This window comes from Streptococcus parasanguinis (assembly GCF_023109675.1).
In the GTDB taxonomy this organism is placed as follows: domain Bacteria; phylum Bacillota; class Bacilli; order Lactobacillales; family Streptococcaceae; genus Streptococcus; species Streptococcus parasanguinis_I.
In genome coordinates this window covers 41897-57220 of record NZ_JALDUR010000004.1, presented here as the reverse complement: position 1 = coordinate 57220, position 15324 = coordinate 41897, and the positions used below count along the sequence as shown (strand labels likewise).

Sequence of the window (15324 nt, the reverse complement as noted above, 5' to 3'; positions counted from 1 at the left end):
ATGGCAAAAATATTTGAATACAGTATGAAAATTCCTTTTGATATGAGCGATGTCAATGGATTTATAAAGATTCCCCAATTGATCTTGCTGTCTTTGCAGGTATCAGGCATGCAATCGATTGAGCTGGGCATGAGTGATATGTACATTTTAGAGAATTACAATCTAGTCTGGATTATCACGGATTACAATATGAAGATCGAGCGTCTCCCAGTTTTTGATGAGAAGATCACTATCGAAACCTATGCCATGAGTCACAATCGCCTGTTCTGCTACCGGGCCTTTAATATCAAGGATGAAGCGGGAAATACCATCATTGAGATGGTGGCGACCTTTGTCTTGATGGATCGTGATACACGCAAGGTCCATCCTGTCATGAGCGAAATCACAGATGCCTTTGACTCAGAGTTTTCAAAAACCATGATCCGTGGTCCCCGATTCAAAGAATTAGAAGGGGGAGTGGAACAAGAATACCGGGTTCGTTTTTACGACTTGGATATGAACGGACATGTCAACAATAGCAAGTACTTGGACTGGGTTTTTGAGGTGATGGGAGCAGACTTCTTGACCCATCATATCCCTAAAAAAGTTCATCTAAAATATGTCAAAGAAGTGCTAGCAGGAGGTCTCATCACCTCTCAATATGAACAAGAGGGCTTGAAAACTCAGCACCAAATTACTTCAGATAGTCAGATCAATGCCCAAGCTGAAATTGAGTGGGAAGAAGTAGAAGAAAAGGGTTGGAATTATGGAAAGTAGAAGATTAAAAAATAAAAAACAGGAACTTGAAAGCTATCAAAAACGGGTTGTGGCCTATGCCAAGCGTCAAAAGAACCCTTTGTACATGTTGGGAGATTGGCTCTTGACTCTTTGTGCTTTGGGCATCATCCTGGTAGAGGAAATTTATAAATTTTTCCGCTATCGCTTGAATTTAGAGAGTTTTAATCGCTTTTTAAGAGAAGATGTACGCTGGTATCGGGTCTGGATCCATTTCACCTTGGCCTTTCTTTTACCGGTCATGATCTTCTCGATTGGGATTACTAGCCAATCAGGATCCTTCTGGTCCAATTTCTATCACCGCTTGTCTCAAGGCGTGCTCTTTAGCACAACAGTCAGCCTCGCTGCGACCTTAGTGACGGATTTTGTCGAGAATTTGCAACCAGAAACTAAGTCTGACGGGAAAAATCGGAGCACTAAACGCACGGTTTATCAAATCAGTGTGGATCAGGCAACCGTGATAGGCTTGTTATTGACCATTGTCATCCTCATGGTAGCATCCTTCTTGTTCACCCAATCGGGAAGTCAAGGGATTAATTTTACAGGTTTGGTGTTACAATTTGTCCTCTATGCTGGAGCCTTGCTCTTATATGGTTCTGGTGGACGAGTCGATGCAGAGAAGTTACATGACGAAACGGAAACAGAAAAGGAAGAATAAATGCACTATAAGGGCTATTTGATTGATTTGGATGGCACTATTTACAAAGGAAAATCACGAATTCCTGCAGGAGAAGCTTTTGTTCATGAATTGCAGGCGCGTGAGATTCCCTATCTCTTTGTGACCAACAATACAACCCGCACACCAGAGACTGTTCGGGATATGCTGGCTACTCATTTCAATATAAAAACCCCAGTTTCGACTATCTATACAGCTACCCTTGCGACCATTGACTACATGAATGACCAAAATTTGGGCAAAAAGGTCTATGTGATCGGAGAAGCGGGGCTCAAAGACGCTATTGAAGAAGCTGGCTATATCATCGATGAAGAAGCACCTGATTATGTGGTGATTGGCCTGGATTGGCAAGTGGATTATGAGAAGTTTGCTATTGCGACCTTGGCGATTCAAAAAGGAGCACACTTTATTGGGACCAATCCGGACCTGAACATTCCAACAGAGCGTGGCTTGCTGCCAGGTGCAGGATCCTTGATTGCGCTTGTAGAGGCTGCGACACGGGTCGAGCCTGTGATCATTGGAAAACCAAAGGCCATCATCATGGATAAGGCTATTGAACACTTGGGTCTTGCAAGAGAAGAAGTGGTTATGGTTGGCGACAACTACCTAACAGATATTCGTGCAGGTATTGACAATGGGATTCCAACCCTTTTGGTGACGACTGGTTTTACCAAACCAGAAGAAGTGCCAACCTTACCAATTGCACCGACACATGTTGCTTCCAGTTTAGCGGAGTGGGATTTTGATGCTTAAAAGTTTGAGATCCATAAACCTAATTTTCTTTATCTTGTCCGCTGCCATCCTTCTCACCATTGGCCTAGCATGGGCCATCTATCCACTGGAGATCCATTGGTTGGGAATCCAGGGTCGAACTGGTTTTTCGGCTTCTGTCATCATGAAGAATATTAATGTCTTGATGAACTATTTGACCAATCCTTTTCAATGGGTGTTGAAGATGCCCCAATTTCCTTCTTCAAAAAATGGACTGCACCATTTTGAGGCCGTCAAGTACCTATTTCACTTAGTGACGGTCGTTTTCGTGATCACACTACCTGGTTTTATCCAGTTTATGCGGACAGTCGTCAAAAATGGCTACCTGGCCCTGTACCGTAGTCTCTTCTTTTGGATGATGGTTTTACCAGTAGTGCTTGCAGTGATGACTGTTATAATTGGCTTTGATCAATTCTTTACTCTCTTTCATCAAGTCTTATTTGCTGGGGACAATACTTGGCTCTTTGATCCGCGCGTGGATTCGATTATTCTTGCATTACCAGAAGACTACTTTATGCATGCCTTTTTGATTTTCTTTGTCTTATACGAAGGAGTCTGTGCGTGTTTTTATCTATTTTCTAGGAGGAAGAAATGAACCAATACAACCGATTATTAGACCCTAAAAAAGATATAGGAAGGTATTCTGGGACACTTGCTATTTATCTCTTGGTAATGACCTTGGTAACCGTCCTGTGGGAAGTCCTCCTTGGATTGACCATAGCAGGCTCTCTCAGAAAAGATCCAAGTCAAGTAACAGAGAAACTCAATGCCCTGAATGTTTGGGCTGGTATTCCCTACCTCATCTCTATTTCCATTGGACTCTTTCTCTTTAATGCCTATCGCAAGAAGGCCCTTTATAAATATGATCTCAAGCACAAGGGACGTAAGATGACTCTTTCAGTCTTCTTTATTCTTCTCGCCTTTCTTGGCTTTTCTCAAGTCTTTTCATCTGTGATGACACAAATGATTGAGCGCATGTTTGAGACCATTGGCCTTCATTCTCCAACACCCGATCTAGGTGATACGATTGAGAGATCATGGACTATGCTCTTGTATGCTGGCTTTTTTGGTCCAATCACAGAGGAATTCTTCTTCCGTGGGGCAGGCTTGCGTGGCTTGGAACGGTATGGCAAGGTCTTTGCCATTGTCATGACGGCTATCTTGTTTGGTCTCTTCCATGCCAATTTTGATCAGCTCTTTTTCGCGAGTATCATTGGTCTAGGTTTCGGCTACATTGCCTTTGAATACAATATCTGGTGGGCTATTTTCTATCACATTTTCAATAATTTTGTGATTTCCCAAGGCTTGCATTATGTGGCCTATCATGTGGACGAGGGGCTAGCGAATTGGCTCCAAATTGGTGTTTTAGCTATTGGTTCCATTGTCATGATAGTGGTTCTTGCGACTAAATGGCCAGCTATCAAGGCTTATATTCAAGTCAATAAACCTCAACCGGGAGTTTTCCAGCGTGCCCTCGCGTCCTTCTGGTTCTGGTTCTTCGTGTTATTTACTATCCTGATGTCTATTGTTCCTTATGTGATTCCGATCTTCCAGATGGCTAATCTCAAAGGATAAAGTTTATCGATTGCTAGTAAAGGGGGATCCTTTAAGATCCCTCTTTTTGCTATGAAAAAGGGCAAGTGAAGATGAAGGAGTGAGGATGAGGGTCTGATATACTATTTAATAATTATTTTTTACTTGGTGAAGGTGGATAACAATAATACAAACATACTAGAGAGAGGCTAACCCCTCTCTTTTTTGCTATAATAGAGAGTATGAATAACTTGATTAAATCCAAGCTCGAGCTCTTGCCGACGAGCCCGGGCTGTTACATTCACAAAGACAAGAACGGAACCATCATCTATGTGGGTAAGGCCAAAAATCTTCGCAATCGGGTGAGGTCCTATTTCAGAGGGAGCCATGATACTAAGACGGAAGCGCTGGTATCTGAGATTGTGGATTTTGAATTTATCGTCACCGAGTCCAATATTGAGGCCTTGCTTCTTGAGATCAACCTGATCAAGGAGAACAAGCCCAAGTACAATATCATGCTCAAGGACGACAAGTCCTATCCCTTCATCAAGATTACCAATGAGCGTTATCCGCGCCTCATCATCACGCGCCAGGTCAAAAAGGATGGTGGTCTCTATTTTGGTCCCTATCCAGATGTGGGAGCGGCCAATGAGATCAAGAGGCTTTTGGATCGGATTTTCCCATTCCGCAAGTGTACCAATCCGCCTTCCAAGGTCTGCTTTTACTACCATTTAGGGCAATGTATGGCCCACACAGTATGCCACAAGGACGAGTCCTATTTCAAGGGCATGGCCCAGGAGGTTTCTGATTTCCTCAAGGGGCAGGATGATAAGATTATCGATGAGCTCAAGCTCAAGATGAATACTGCTGCGCAAAACATGGAATTTGAGCGGGCAGCCGAGTACCGCGATCTGATCCAGGCCATCGGGACCCTGCGGACCAAACAGCGGGTCATGGCTAAGGATTTGCAGAACCGGGATGTCTTTGGCTACTACGTGGACAAGGGCTGGATGTGTGTGCAGGTCTTCTTTGTCCGTCAGGGCAAGCTGATCGAGCGTGACGTCAACCTCTTTCCCTACTACAATGATCCGGACGAGGATTTCTTGACCTATGTGGGGCAGTTTTACCAGGAGAAATCTCACCTGATCCCCAATGAAATCCTGATCCCTCAAGATATCGATGAGGAAGCGGTCAAGGCCCTAGTGGATACCAAGGTCCTCAAGCCCCAGCGTGGGGAGAAGAAGCAGTTGGTCAATCTGGCCATCAAGAATGCGCGTGTCAGTCTGGAGCAGAAGTTCAATCTTCTTGAAAAATCCATGGAAAAGACCCAAGGTGCCATTGAAAATCTTGGAAAACTCCTGCAAATTCCAACTCCTGTGCGTATTGAGTCCTTTGACAACTCCAACATCATGGGGACCAGTCCCGTTTCTGCCATGGTGGTCTTTGTCAATGGGAAGCCAAGTAAAAAGGACTACCGCAAGTACAAGATCAAGACCGTTGTCGGACCAGATGACTATGCCAGCATGCGGGAGGTCATTCGCAGACGCTACAGTCGGGTCATGCGGGATGGCTTGACGCCACCAGATCTAATCGTCATCGATGGGGGTCAGGGCCAGGTTAATGTCGCTAAGCAAGTCATCCAAGAAGAGTTGGGGCTGGACATTCCCATCGCAGGCCTGCAAAAGAATGACAAGCACCAAACCCATGAATTGCTCTTCGGTGATCCTCTCCAAGTCATCGAACTTTCTCGAACCTCGCAGGAATTTTTCCTCCTGCAACGGATCCAGGATGAGGTCCACCGTTTCGCCATCACCTTCCACCGCCAGCTTCGGTCTAAGAATTCCTTTTCCTCCCAGCTGGATGGGATCGAAGGCTTGGGACCAAAACGCAAGCAGTTGCTGATGAAACACTTCAAGTCACTGACCAAAATCAAAGAAGCTACTGTAGATGAGATCGTCACAGTTGGCATCCCACGAGCAGTGGCTGAAGCGGTGCAAGCTAAGCTCCATCAAGGAAAGCAAGAAGAAGCAAGTCTCTTGATGGAAGTTGCGGAGGATTCTGAATCATACCAATCATAAGGAGTTTAAAATGAACCATCGAATCGATATTTTATCTGATATCCACGGAGATACGACAGCCCTGGAGGCAGTGATTGCGGATGCGCGTGCTCTAGGCGCAACGGAATACTGGCTTTTGGGAGATATTTTGCTACCGGGGCCTGGAAGAGAGGACCTTTTTGAATTGCTGGATGCGATTCCGATCACAGCGGCTGTTCGGGGAAATTGGGACGATTGTCTCTTAGAAGCCTTGGATGGCGAGTACGGACTTGAGGATCCGCAGGAGATCCAACTCCTTCGCCTCACTCAGTACCTTATGGAAGGACTGGATCCTAAGCGAATTGATTGGCTTCGATCCCTTCCATTGGTAGAGAAGAAGGAGGTCAATGGCATTCGCTTTTCACTGACCCACAATTTGCCAGAAAAGAATTATGGTGGGGATTTGCGTCCAGCTAATGCGACGGAGAACTTTGACCAATTGCTGGATGACCAGACGGATCTGGCGATCTACGGTCATGTCCACAAGCAGTTGCTTCGCTATGGCAGCCAGGGTCAGCAGATCCTCAATCCGGGGACTATTGGCATGCCTTATTTTGACTGGGAACCAATTCAAAACCACAGAGCTCAGTATGCGCTAATCGATGTCGAAGCAGATGGGGTGACCAACCTGCAATTTCGTAAGGTGGCCTATGACTATGAAGCAGAGCTCCAAGATGCCAAGGACAAGGGCCTCCCCTTTATTGAGATGTACGAAGAATTGAGACGCGAGGATAACTATCGGGGCCATAACATCGAGCTTCTAACTAGCTTAATTGAGAAATACGGTTATGCCAAAGAAGTAGCTGCCTATTTCAATCTTTCTAATGAATCATAGATGGGTCTCTTATGTATTCAACCTATAACAAAGAAGCGGATCTTCAAAATGTCTGCTTCTTTTTTCACAATCTTGGGCTGTAAAACCCTGCAAGCTCTTTCATTTTGTGTTAAAATAGAAGTAACAGAAATAGAAAAGGAAGAAGCTTATGAAATTTCTAGAGCTCAATAAAAAAAGCCATGCGATCAAGCATTTCACTGACCAACCGGTCGATCCAAAGGATGTACGGACTGCCATTGAGATCGCAACCTTGGCCCCTAGTGCCCACAATAGCCAGCCTTGGAAATTTGTGGTCGTTCGTCAAAAAAATGCGGAATTGGCAAAATTAGCCTATGGTTCAAACTATGATCAAGTCATGGAAGCACCTGTGACCATCGCCCTCTTTACAGATACTGATTTGCAAAAACGTGCTCGTAAGATTGCACGTGTCGGTGGGGTGAAAAACTTCACAGACGAGCAGTTGCAATACTTTATGCAAAATCTTCCTGCTGAATTTGCACGCTATGATGCCCAACAAACAAGTGATTACTTGGCTTTGAATGCTGGTCTTGTGGCCATGAACTTGGTACTTGCTTTGACGGACCAAGGCATTGGAACCAATATTATCTTGGGATTTGATAAATCAAAAATCAATGAAGTATTGGACATCGAAGAGCGTTTCCGTCCGGAAGTCTTGATTACGGTTGGCTATGCCGCTGAAAAAGTAGAGCCAAGCTATCGCTTACCAGTGGACGAAATCATTGACAAACGTTAAGCCAATTAGCAAATAGAAGATTGAGGAGGAATTCATGACAACAGTTGACTTTAAAGCAGAAGTAGAAAAACGTCGCGATGAGATGATGGCTGACTTATACAGCCTCTTGGAAATCAATTCTGAACGCGATGACAGCAAGGCAGATGCAGAGCATCCTTTTGGACCTGGTCCTGAAAAAGCTCTTGAAAAATTCTTGGAAATTGCCAAACGTGATGGCTATGAAACCAAGAATGTCGATAATTATGCCGGTCACTTTACCTTTGGTGAAGGAGAAGAAGAGCTTGGGATCTTTGCTCATATGGACGTCGTGCCTGCAGGTAGTGGCTGGAAGACGGATCCCTACAAACCAGAAATTATCGATGGCAAGCTCTATGCGCGTGGTTCGTCTGATGATAAAGGGCCTACAATGGCCTGCTACTATGGTTTGAAGATCATTAAAGACCTAGGACTCCCTGTTTCTAAGCGCGTGCGCTTTGTTGTCGGTACGGATGAAGAATCAGGCTGGGGCGACATGGATTATTATTTCAAACATGTCGGACTTCCTGAGCCAGATTTTGGCTTCTCACCAGATGCGGAATTCCCAATCATCAATGGAGAAAAAGGAAACATCACTGAGTACCTTCATTTTGGAAATGATAACACAGGAAGTGCTCATCTCCATAGCTTTACAGGTGGACTTCGTGAAAACATGGTACCAGAGTCAGCGACTGCAGTAGTTTCTGGACAACTACCAGATCTTGCTGGCCTCTTAGATGCCTTTGCCAAGGAACACCAGCTTCAGTATGAAATCTCAACCGTGGATGAAGAAACATATACCGTTACGATTATTGGTAAATCAGCTCACGGATCAACTCCTGAAGATGGAATCAATGGTGCAACCTACTTAGCGCTCTTGTTGAACCAATTTGATTTTGGTGGCGCTGCTAAGGCTTACCTTCATGTGACAACTTCGCTTCTTCACGAAGATTTTGCCGGCGAAAAATTAGGTATTGCCCATACAGATGCCAAAATGGGACCATTGAGTATGAATGCAGGTGTCTTCCATTTTGATGAAAGCCAAGCAGACAATACCATTGCCCTCAATATCCGTTACCCTCAAGGAACAGATCCTGAAACCATCAAAGCCATCCTTGAAAAGATCGATGGAGTGGCTACAGTGAGTTTGTCAGCCCATGGTCACACACCTCACTATGTTCCGATGGATGATGAATTGGTATCCACTCTCTTGCGTGTTTATGAAAAACAAACTGGTCTCAAAGGACACGAACAAGTGATCGGTGGTGGTACCTTTGGTCGCCTCTTGAAACGTGGTGTTGCCTTTGGAGCTATGTTCCCAGACTATGTCAATACTATGCACCAAGCTAATGAGTTCGCAGATGTTGAAGATCTCTATCGTGCAGCAGCTATTTACGCAGAAGCCATCTATGAACTAATCAAATAATCCACTACTCGGCCAGTTTTTCTGGCTGAGTTTTTCCATAGAAGGAGGACTTATGTCAAGGATTGAAAGCATTAAACAAGCCATTATGGCAGATCCTCAAAATAAAGCATATACGGATAAAGGAATCAAGCCACTCTTTGCAGCCCCAAAGACAGCTCGTATCAATATTATCGGACAAGCTCCAGGGATGAAGACGGAAGAAGCTGGTATTTACTGGAAGGATAAGAGTGGTGACCGCCTGCGCGAATGGTTAGGAGTTGACGAAGACACCTTTTATAATTCTGGTTTGTTTGCGGTCATTCCTATGGACTTTTATTTCCCAGGGCATGGAAAATCTGGTGACCTTCCACCTCGCAAAGGCTTTGCGGAAAAGTGGCACCCTCAACTTCTCAAGGAGTGTCCGGATATTGAGTTAACCCTCTTAATTGGACAATATGCCCAAGCATACTACCTTCATGAAAAGGTTAGTGGCAAGGTAACCGAACGCGTTCACCATTTTAAAGACTATTTGCCAACCTATTTTCCACTTGTTCACCCTTCCCCTCGCAATCAAATCTGGATGGCTAAAAATCCTTGGTTTGAGGCAGAGGTGGTGCCGGAATTGCAAACCTTAGTACAAGAGATCATTCAAAAATAAAGGAGAGCGACGATGGATCCTTATCAACAAGTTAAAGAAAAATTAGATGAGTTAGGAATTTCATTTGATGTGGTGGAACACCCACCTGCATTCACGACTGAGCAGGCGGATTCTTATATTGAAGGCTTAGAAGGCGTCCGGACCAAGACCATGTTTTTGACCAACAAGAAGAAAACCCAATACTATCTGCTCATCATGGATGACCAGAAGCCATTGGATATGGATGATTTCAAAGAGCAAGTGGAAGCCAACCGGATCCGCATGGCTTCAGCAGATTCTTTAGCTGAAAAAATGCAATTACCGCCAGGAACGGTTTCTCCATTTGGTTTATTGAACAATGAAGAAAAAGATATTCGAGTCTATTTCGATAAAGACATTGTGTCAGAGGAGATCATGACCTTCCATCCCAATACCAATGAAATGACGATCTTTATTAAAACCCAAGACTTGTTCCGATTTTTAGAGTCTATTGGCTTTAACTATGAAATCCTAACCCTTCCATAACATATCTTACAGGAGAAATCATGAAAGAAATTCCATTTTCAAGCTTTTACCAAGCTTATCAAAAAGGAAACATACACGTTCTTGATGTACGCGAGCAGGAGGAATATGATGCCCTTCACTTAGATGGGGTTCGTCTTCTTCCCTTATCTGAGTTAGCAAATTGCTACCAGGAATTAGAGAAGGATCATCCCTATTATGTCATCTGCAAGTCAGGTCGTCGATCAGCACGTGCTTGCCAATTTTTGGAAGAGCAAGGCTATGATGTGACCAACGTCCAAGGTGGCATGGATGCATTTGAATCCTAAGAAACGGGAGTGGGAAAGAACTCCGTAAAATAAAAAAAGTTGAAAAGGTTCCCCAAACCTTTTCAATCTTCCCACCTCCGCATAGCTTCAACAGTCTGGGAGACTGTTGAAGGTTGTGGATAAAGGAAACTTTGTTTCCCTCATTAGGTCATCTTTGGAGATTAAAAGGCGAACAAAGATGCCAATCAACCACTGCGTCTTGCACTTATTCCTATCAAACATCAAAGGCTGGACAGTTTTTGCCCAGCCTTTTTCTTTACTAATTTCTAAAAATGAGTAGAATTTGTATGTTTTTCAAAAGATATTACAGGGATTTTCCAGTCTTTCATTGAAAATGGTTCAGAAATTTTGTATAATACCCTAGTATAAACAATTGTTAAGGAGATTCATTATGTCAAAACAAGATTGGCTGGATTATTTCGAAGCCGTAAATGGTCGTTCTGCTAGTGCAGAAGAAATCGCTCAAGCGCTGGCTGCAGGAGAATTTCAAGAAGAAGTAGTGGTTCCAGAAACCCCACAAACCACAGAATTTGTTGCAGCGCCAACTGCCCCTGTTGAAGAACCAGTAGCAGCTCCACAAGCCCCAGAGTTTGTTGCAGCGCCAACTGCCCCTGTTGAAGAACCAGTAGCAGCTCCTCAAGCTCCAGAATTTGTCGCAGCACCAGCAGCGCCAGCAGCCCCAGAGTTTGTTGCAGCGCCAACTGCCCCTGCAGAAGAACCAGTTGCAGCTCCAGTTCAAGAACCGGCTCCTCAAGCTGCTTCAGCGAATGGACCTGCTTTCCAACAAGCTCCACAGCAAGCCTACCAACAACCGACTCAAGCAGCTTATCAACAAGCTCCTTTCCAAGGACAAACAGGACAAGCTTATCCTGCCCAACCAAGTCAATTTGGTGTTGCCGTTGGTGGTTATTGGAATTGGTTTCTTTCAGCTTTGAAACGTCCAACAGCTGTAGAAAATCCAAAAGCTCTTAACGGAATTTTACAGTATGTCTTAACTGCCTTTGTCTTGACCCTATCAACTTTCTTCACAGCTAGTGGAGCTACAGGTGGTTATGGAATGGATTTCCGTGCCTTTATGTTGACATTGATTTCCCTATTCTTTAGCCTTTACGCCTTCCAAGTAGCTGGATTCTTTGTTCGTCGTGTGGTTCTTCAAGACAAGGAATATAGTTACGGTCGTTCATTTGAAGAGTTTGGACGTTTGTCTGTTTACACTTTGCCACTTGCCCTTCTTGCTTTCTTAGTAGGTCTTGTAAAAGTTTATGAATTTTATGGCTTTGTAAACTTCCTTATTTTCTTCTTGTTCTTTGTTGGAACATGCTATGTCGTTCATCAAGGATTGAACAAGACAAGCTTTAAAGCAGATAAATTCTTGCTTCTAGTAGCATCATCTGTTGTCTTGCTTCTCATTGCCATCTTTGTCATTTATGTGAATGCTCGTATTTTAGAACAAGTAGCTATTGGATTTATTCCAAGTGCTCCAAATTTCTCTAACTTTGGATTCTAACAATATCACAAAACGGAAGGTGGGGGAACCCACTTTCCCTATTTTATAATGAGGGAGAAGAGATCCATGCAAAAGAAATGGGTTGAATTATTTGAAAAAGTGATCGGTCGCAAACCGTCACCAGAAGAGTTTATGGCTGGGAAAGCTTGTGGATTTGATTTGAAACAAATTCAGTCTATCGCAGGAAATGCCCCAGCAGAGGAAGTCGCTCCTATTGAGGAACCAGTGGTTGAACCAGTTGAAGAAGTGAAGAATGTCGATCCACTTCTAGCAGCTCGTCAGGCTTGGTTGCAACATTTCGAAGAAACCTATGGGCGCAAGCCAAGTGCAGAAGAATTTACCGCGGCTAAAAGTCAAAACTTTGAGTTTTTTGTAGGACCTGTGCCTGAAGCAGAATTTGTAACCCCAGATGCAACAGAAGTAACACAGGAATATGTGCCTCAACAGCCAACTCAGGAGTATACAACTCCACTTGCTGCTGAGCAAACGCAGGTCTTTGCTGGTCCAAATGTCACAGAAGCAGGTCCAGCTCAGAAAAAACAAAAGGCCCCGAAAACGAAGGGTGAAAAGAAACTTTCCAAGAAGAAAATTGGGATTATTTCTGCTATTGCAGTCCTTGTGATCGCTTTGGTGGCAGCCTTCTTTTACTTCCAGTCTCAAACACGTGTCGAAGTAACTGCAGATAAATTCATTAAGGCAGTGGACACCAAGGATTATCGCGAAGCAGCAGACCTGCTTTCAACCGATAACGATAAATGGACAAAGGATGAAGCCGAAAGCTTTATCACCAGCATGGAAGATCAAGGGGTCGATATCGGCACAGAGTTGAACAAGATCATTGATAATGGTGGAGAAGGCAGCTATACGGATAAATCTGGAAACAAGATCTTCGGTTTGGAAAAAGCGGACAAGAAATTTGGAATCTTCCAAGAATACCGTGTGGCCAGCTATCCAGTGCAAGTCAAGGTCAAGACCAATTTGGACCAAGCCAAACTCAAAGTGGCTGCCAATAAAACCGTGACCTTGAAGAAAGATGCAGTGACAGATCTTGGTTCTTTCCATTACAATACAAAAGAAATGGAATTGACTGCTAAAACAGAGGTCGGAAATGTCACTTCTAAGATCCATCTCAATCCTAAAAAAGCAACCAAGAACAACTTAGAATTGCAGTTGAATTCTGAAAAACGCAATTTAGAAGTTGAGTTCCCAGATGAGGTTGAAAACCCAACGGATGTGAAGGTTGTGGTCAACGGCAAAGAAGTCGGAACCAGCACGACTTTTGAAGTAGATAGCATCCCTTATCAAGAAATTGAAGTACATGCTGTCTTCAACATGAATGGGGAAACCTATACAACTGAAAAGGCTAAGGTGACGATTGAAGAGGGTGAGAACGACCCGATCGAACTCAAACTAGCCAAAGATACCCTAAAACGAATCAAGAGTGCGCAAGATGCTAAGAAAGCGCAAGCAGCCAAAGAGGAACAAAATCGGACCTTGGCAGAAGAGTTCTTGAAAGAGTACCGCGACGCAGTCTTTAGCTCCGTTTCAAATCGAAACAACACCTACTCTAAATACTATGACACACAAAGTCAAGCCTACAAAGACATGGTTGAATTCACAACTGGTGATGGGGTTCGAAAGGCTAAAATTGACTACTATACTCCAGGAGCTTTGGACATTCAAAGTGTCACTGAAGAAAATGGTGTGGTGACGATCAAGACTTATGAAGACTTTACCGTGCATTATACAGATAGTCATCCAGATTCACAAAATCGTAAGTACAAGACCTACACCTTGAAAAAAGTAGGTGCAAGTTATGTGATTACGGATATTGTCGTAACAAAAGAATCATAGGAGATTCCTCATGAAAGCAAGATTTTCCAAATTAACTTTAGTGACAGTTGCCTTGTTAACCCTGACAGCTTGCTCCCAATCTCAATCCACTAGTTCTAAATCTTCTGCAAAAGAAGAAACTAAACAAACGCAAACCAAGTCTTCCAAAGAAACGTCTTCTGCAATGGATACGTCAAAAGAGACAGGAAAAGAAGAATCGTCAAAATCTGGTAAGTCAGATGTGAAAGTGGATTCTGGTGTGAGCTATAATGGTTCCTACTATAGTGTCAAAGGGAAATATGGTGAGGTCATGATCGCCAACAAACATTATCCCTTGTCGCCTGACTTTAACCCAGGTGAAGATCCTGAAGCTGTTTCAGCCCTTCATGAATTGATCGCAGCCATGCAGGCAGAAGGTTATCCGATCAGTGACCAATATAGTGGTTTTCGTAGCTACGACACCCAAGTTGGCCTCTACCAAAACTATGTCAATCAAGATGGTCAGGAAGCAGCAGATCGTTATTCTGCTAGACCAGGTTATAGTGAACACCAGACAGGTTTGACCTTTGATTTGATCGATACCAGTGGGAATCTGGTGACAGAACCTGGACCAAGTAAGTGGTTGCTCAAGAATGCCGCTAAATATGGCTTTGTGGTTCGTTACCAAGAAGGAAAAGAAAAAGTGACAGGCTACATGCCAGAAAGCTGGCATCTCCGCTATATCGGAAAAGAAGCGCAAGATATCGCGGACTCAGGTTTGAGTCTGGAAGAATACTATGGCTTCACCGGTGGCGATTACGTTGATAAATAAAAAAGGTTGGGATTGATATCCCAACCTCAGATTGAAGACAAAGTCATATAAAAAACTTTCCTTAGGTGAGTACGGACGTCAGCGAACTTCTACGAAGTTCCATGACTAATTATTGAGCCTAAGGTCTCAATAATTCCGAGTGCCTGAATCGTTATTGTTTCAGGCACTTTACTCACAGCGGAAAGTTTTGCTATTTTCTTGATTCATCTAAAAAATGGAACTCAATTTTATTTCTTATTAGAATCGCTTAATTTATTTTACTTTAAAATAGTATGTCTACATTTGGGATAGATATCCCAACCTTTTTTATTGGATTGTTTTTAAAAATGCATCCAGTTCTTTTTGGTTCTTGAGAGAGATAAATTTTTCGGGGTAGGTGGAGTGGATGTTTTGATACCTTTCTCTGGCAGTTTTTGTTCGTCCGTCCCAAAGAATCCAACGGATGAATTCCCAGTCAAAGCGTTCGGGGCAGCCAGCTGCCATACTCTCACGGACCCGATCTTTATAACGACGGAATCGTTTCCAGGCTCTATAGAGGCAATTCCAACGAGAGAAATTGAGAAAGATAATGTGGTCTGCTTGCTCCATTCTTTCCTCATAGCAACACCATGAATAATTTCCATCAATGACCCAGTCTTTATGTTGGCTAAGAAACTGTTTCATCTGTCCCCCCATCCAATCCCGGTCACTGTCTATCCATCCCGGTTGAAATTGAAGGGTATCCATATGAAGCTTGGGGATGGAGTAGTAGCGAGCTAAGTTTTCAGCCAAGGTGGATTTGCCTGCTCCAGAATAGCCGATAATAACAATTTTCATAAGCACCTCTCAAAAATTTAGGAACAAAAAA

16 protein-coding genes are annotated in these 15324 nt (G+C 43.6%); 15 read left to right on the top strand and 1 reads right to left on the bottom strand.

The window, feature by feature from the left end; all coding sequences use genetic code 11:
* From M1G14_RS04435 to ldcB, 15 genes are all read left to right on the top strand, one after another.
* Entirely contained in the window at nucleotides 1–756 is a 756-nt protein-coding gene (locus M1G14_RS04435) for an acyl-ACP thioesterase domain-containing protein (protein WP_247926345.1), read from the top strand.
* Entirely contained in the window at nucleotides 746–1432 is a 687-nt protein-coding gene (locus tag M1G14_RS04430) for a hypothetical protein (protein ID WP_049491863.1), read from the top strand. The genes M1G14_RS04435 and M1G14_RS04430 overlap by 11 nt, the downstream gene beginning before the upstream one ends.
* Nucleotides 1433–2203, top strand: coding sequence for a TIGR01457 family HAD-type hydrolase (locus M1G14_RS04425; RefSeq protein WP_247926344.1), 771 nt, complete (start codon nucleotides 1433–1435; stop codon nucleotides 2201–2203). It abuts the gene before it with no gap.
* Nucleotides 2196–2816, top strand: a complete 621-nt coding sequence (locus tag M1G14_RS04420) for a TIGR01906 family membrane protein (protein ID WP_049491852.1) — start codon at nucleotides 2196–2198, stop codon at nucleotides 2814–2816. Before M1G14_RS04425 ends, M1G14_RS04420 begins: the two co-directional genes overlap by 8 nt.
* The gene (locus M1G14_RS04415) at nucleotides 2813–3796 is read left to right on the top strand and encodes a CPBP family intramembrane glutamic endopeptidase (protein ID WP_247926343.1); all 984 of its coding nucleotides are present in this window, start codon (nucleotides 2813–2815) and stop codon (nucleotides 3794–3796) included. Before M1G14_RS04420 ends, M1G14_RS04415 begins: the two co-directional genes overlap by 4 nt.
* A gap of 200 nt (nucleotides 3797–3996) precedes the next feature.
* A complete protein-coding gene (uvrC, locus tag M1G14_RS04410) occupies nucleotides 3997–5832 on the top strand; it encodes an excinuclease ABC subunit UvrC (protein WP_247926342.1) in 1836 nt (611 codons plus the stop codon).
* 10 nt (nucleotides 5833–5842) lie between these two features.
* Complete coding sequence (locus M1G14_RS04405; RefSeq protein ID WP_247926341.1) at nucleotides 5843–6685, top strand: metallophosphoesterase family protein; 843 nt, start codon at nucleotides 5843–5845, stop codon at nucleotides 6683–6685.
* Between the two features lie 148 nt (nucleotides 6686–6833).
* Complete coding sequence (locus M1G14_RS04400) at nucleotides 6834–7439, top strand: nitroreductase family protein (protein ID WP_247926340.1); 606 nt, start codon at nucleotides 6834–6836, stop codon at nucleotides 7437–7439.
* Nucleotides 7440–7473: 34 nt separating this feature from the next.
* Nucleotides 7474–8880, top strand: a complete 1407-nt coding sequence (pepV, locus tag M1G14_RS04395) for a dipeptidase PepV (protein WP_247926339.1) — start codon at nucleotides 7474–7476, stop codon at nucleotides 8878–8880.
* 52 nt (nucleotides 8881–8932) lie between these two features.
* On the top strand, nucleotides 8933–9517 hold the full coding sequence (locus M1G14_RS04390; protein ID WP_247926338.1) for a uracil-DNA glycosylase family protein: 585 nt from the start codon (nucleotides 8933–8935) through the stop codon (nucleotides 9515–9517).
* Nucleotides 9518–9529: 12 nt separating this feature from the next.
* On the top strand, nucleotides 9530–10021 hold the full coding sequence (locus M1G14_RS04385) for a prolyl-tRNA synthetase associated domain-containing protein (RefSeq protein WP_247926337.1): 492 nt from the start codon (nucleotides 9530–9532) through the stop codon (nucleotides 10019–10021).
* Between the two features lie 20 nt (nucleotides 10022–10041).
* The gene (locus M1G14_RS04380) at nucleotides 10042–10326 is read left to right on the top strand and encodes a rhodanese-like domain-containing protein (protein ID WP_070594894.1); all 285 of its coding nucleotides are present in this window, start codon (nucleotides 10042–10044) and stop codon (nucleotides 10324–10326) included.
* A gap of 391 nt (nucleotides 10327–10717) precedes the next feature.
* Nucleotides 10718–11833, top strand: coding sequence for a DUF6574 domain-containing protein (locus M1G14_RS04375; RefSeq protein ID WP_247926336.1), 1116 nt, complete (start codon nucleotides 10718–10720; stop codon nucleotides 11831–11833).
* Between the two features lie 66 nt (nucleotides 11834–11899).
* Complete coding sequence (locus tag M1G14_RS04370) at nucleotides 11900–13687, top strand: TcaA second domain-containing protein (RefSeq protein ID WP_247926335.1); 1788 nt, start codon at nucleotides 11900–11902, stop codon at nucleotides 13685–13687.
* A 10-nt stretch (nucleotides 13688–13697) separates the two neighbouring features.
* Nucleotides 13698–14477: an LD-carboxypeptidase LdcB/DacB gene (ldcB, locus tag M1G14_RS04365; RefSeq protein ID WP_247926334.1), complete on the top strand. Its 780-nt coding sequence runs from the start codon at nucleotides 13698–13700 to the stop codon at nucleotides 14475–14477.
* A gap of 306 nt (nucleotides 14478–14783) precedes the next feature.
* On the opposite strand, the gene M1G14_RS04360 is transcribed toward ldcB, so the two are convergent.
* Nucleotides 14784–15293 carry a DNA topology modulation protein gene (locus M1G14_RS04360; protein ID WP_247926333.1) on the bottom strand — a complete coding sequence of 170 codons (510 nt, stop codon included), beginning with the start codon at nucleotides 15291–15293 and terminating at the stop codon, nucleotides 14784–14786.
* Nucleotides 15294–15324: the final 31 nt, after the last annotated feature.

Coding starts and splice junctions, on each gene's coding strand:
- M1G14_RS04435 (WP_247926345.1), top strand. CDS start 1: ATGGCAAAAATATTTGAATACAGTATGAAAATTCCTTTTGATATGAGC.
- M1G14_RS04430 (WP_049491863.1), top strand. CDS start 746: ATGGAAAGTAGAAGATTAAAAAATAAAAAACAGGAACTTGAAAGCTAT.
- M1G14_RS04425 (WP_247926344.1), top strand. CDS start 1,433: ATGCACTATAAGGGCTATTTGATTGATTTGGATGGCACTATTTACAAA.
- M1G14_RS04420 (WP_049491852.1), top strand. CDS start 2,196: ATGCTTAAAAGTTTGAGATCCATAAACCTAATTTTCTTTATCTTGTCC.
- M1G14_RS04415 (WP_247926343.1), top strand. CDS start 2,813: ATGAACCAATACAACCGATTATTAGACCCTAAAAAAGATATAGGAAGG.
- uvrC (WP_247926342.1), top strand. CDS start 3,997: ATGAATAACTTGATTAAATCCAAGCTCGAGCTCTTGCCGACGAGCCCG.
- M1G14_RS04405 (WP_247926341.1), top strand. CDS start 5,843: ATGAACCATCGAATCGATATTTTATCTGATATCCACGGAGATACGACA.
- M1G14_RS04400 (WP_247926340.1), top strand. CDS start 6,834: ATGAAATTTCTAGAGCTCAATAAAAAAAGCCATGCGATCAAGCATTTC.
- pepV (WP_247926339.1), top strand. CDS start 7,474: ATGACAACAGTTGACTTTAAAGCAGAAGTAGAAAAACGTCGCGATGAG.
- M1G14_RS04390 (WP_247926338.1), top strand. CDS start 8,933: ATGTCAAGGATTGAAAGCATTAAACAAGCCATTATGGCAGATCCTCAA.
- M1G14_RS04385 (WP_247926337.1), top strand. CDS start 9,530: ATGGATCCTTATCAACAAGTTAAAGAAAAATTAGATGAGTTAGGAATT.
- M1G14_RS04380 (WP_070594894.1), top strand. CDS start 10,042: ATGAAAGAAATTCCATTTTCAAGCTTTTACCAAGCTTATCAAAAAGGA.
- M1G14_RS04375 (WP_247926336.1), top strand. CDS start 10,718: ATGTCAAAACAAGATTGGCTGGATTATTTCGAAGCCGTAAATGGTCGT.
- M1G14_RS04370 (WP_247926335.1), top strand. CDS start 11,900: ATGCAAAAGAAATGGGTTGAATTATTTGAAAAAGTGATCGGTCGCAAA.
- ldcB (WP_247926334.1), top strand. CDS start 13,698: ATGAAAGCAAGATTTTCCAAATTAACTTTAGTGACAGTTGCCTTGTTA.
- M1G14_RS04360 (WP_247926333.1), bottom strand. CDS start 15,293: ATGAAAATTGTTATTATCGGCTATTCTGGAGCAGGCAAATCCACCTTG.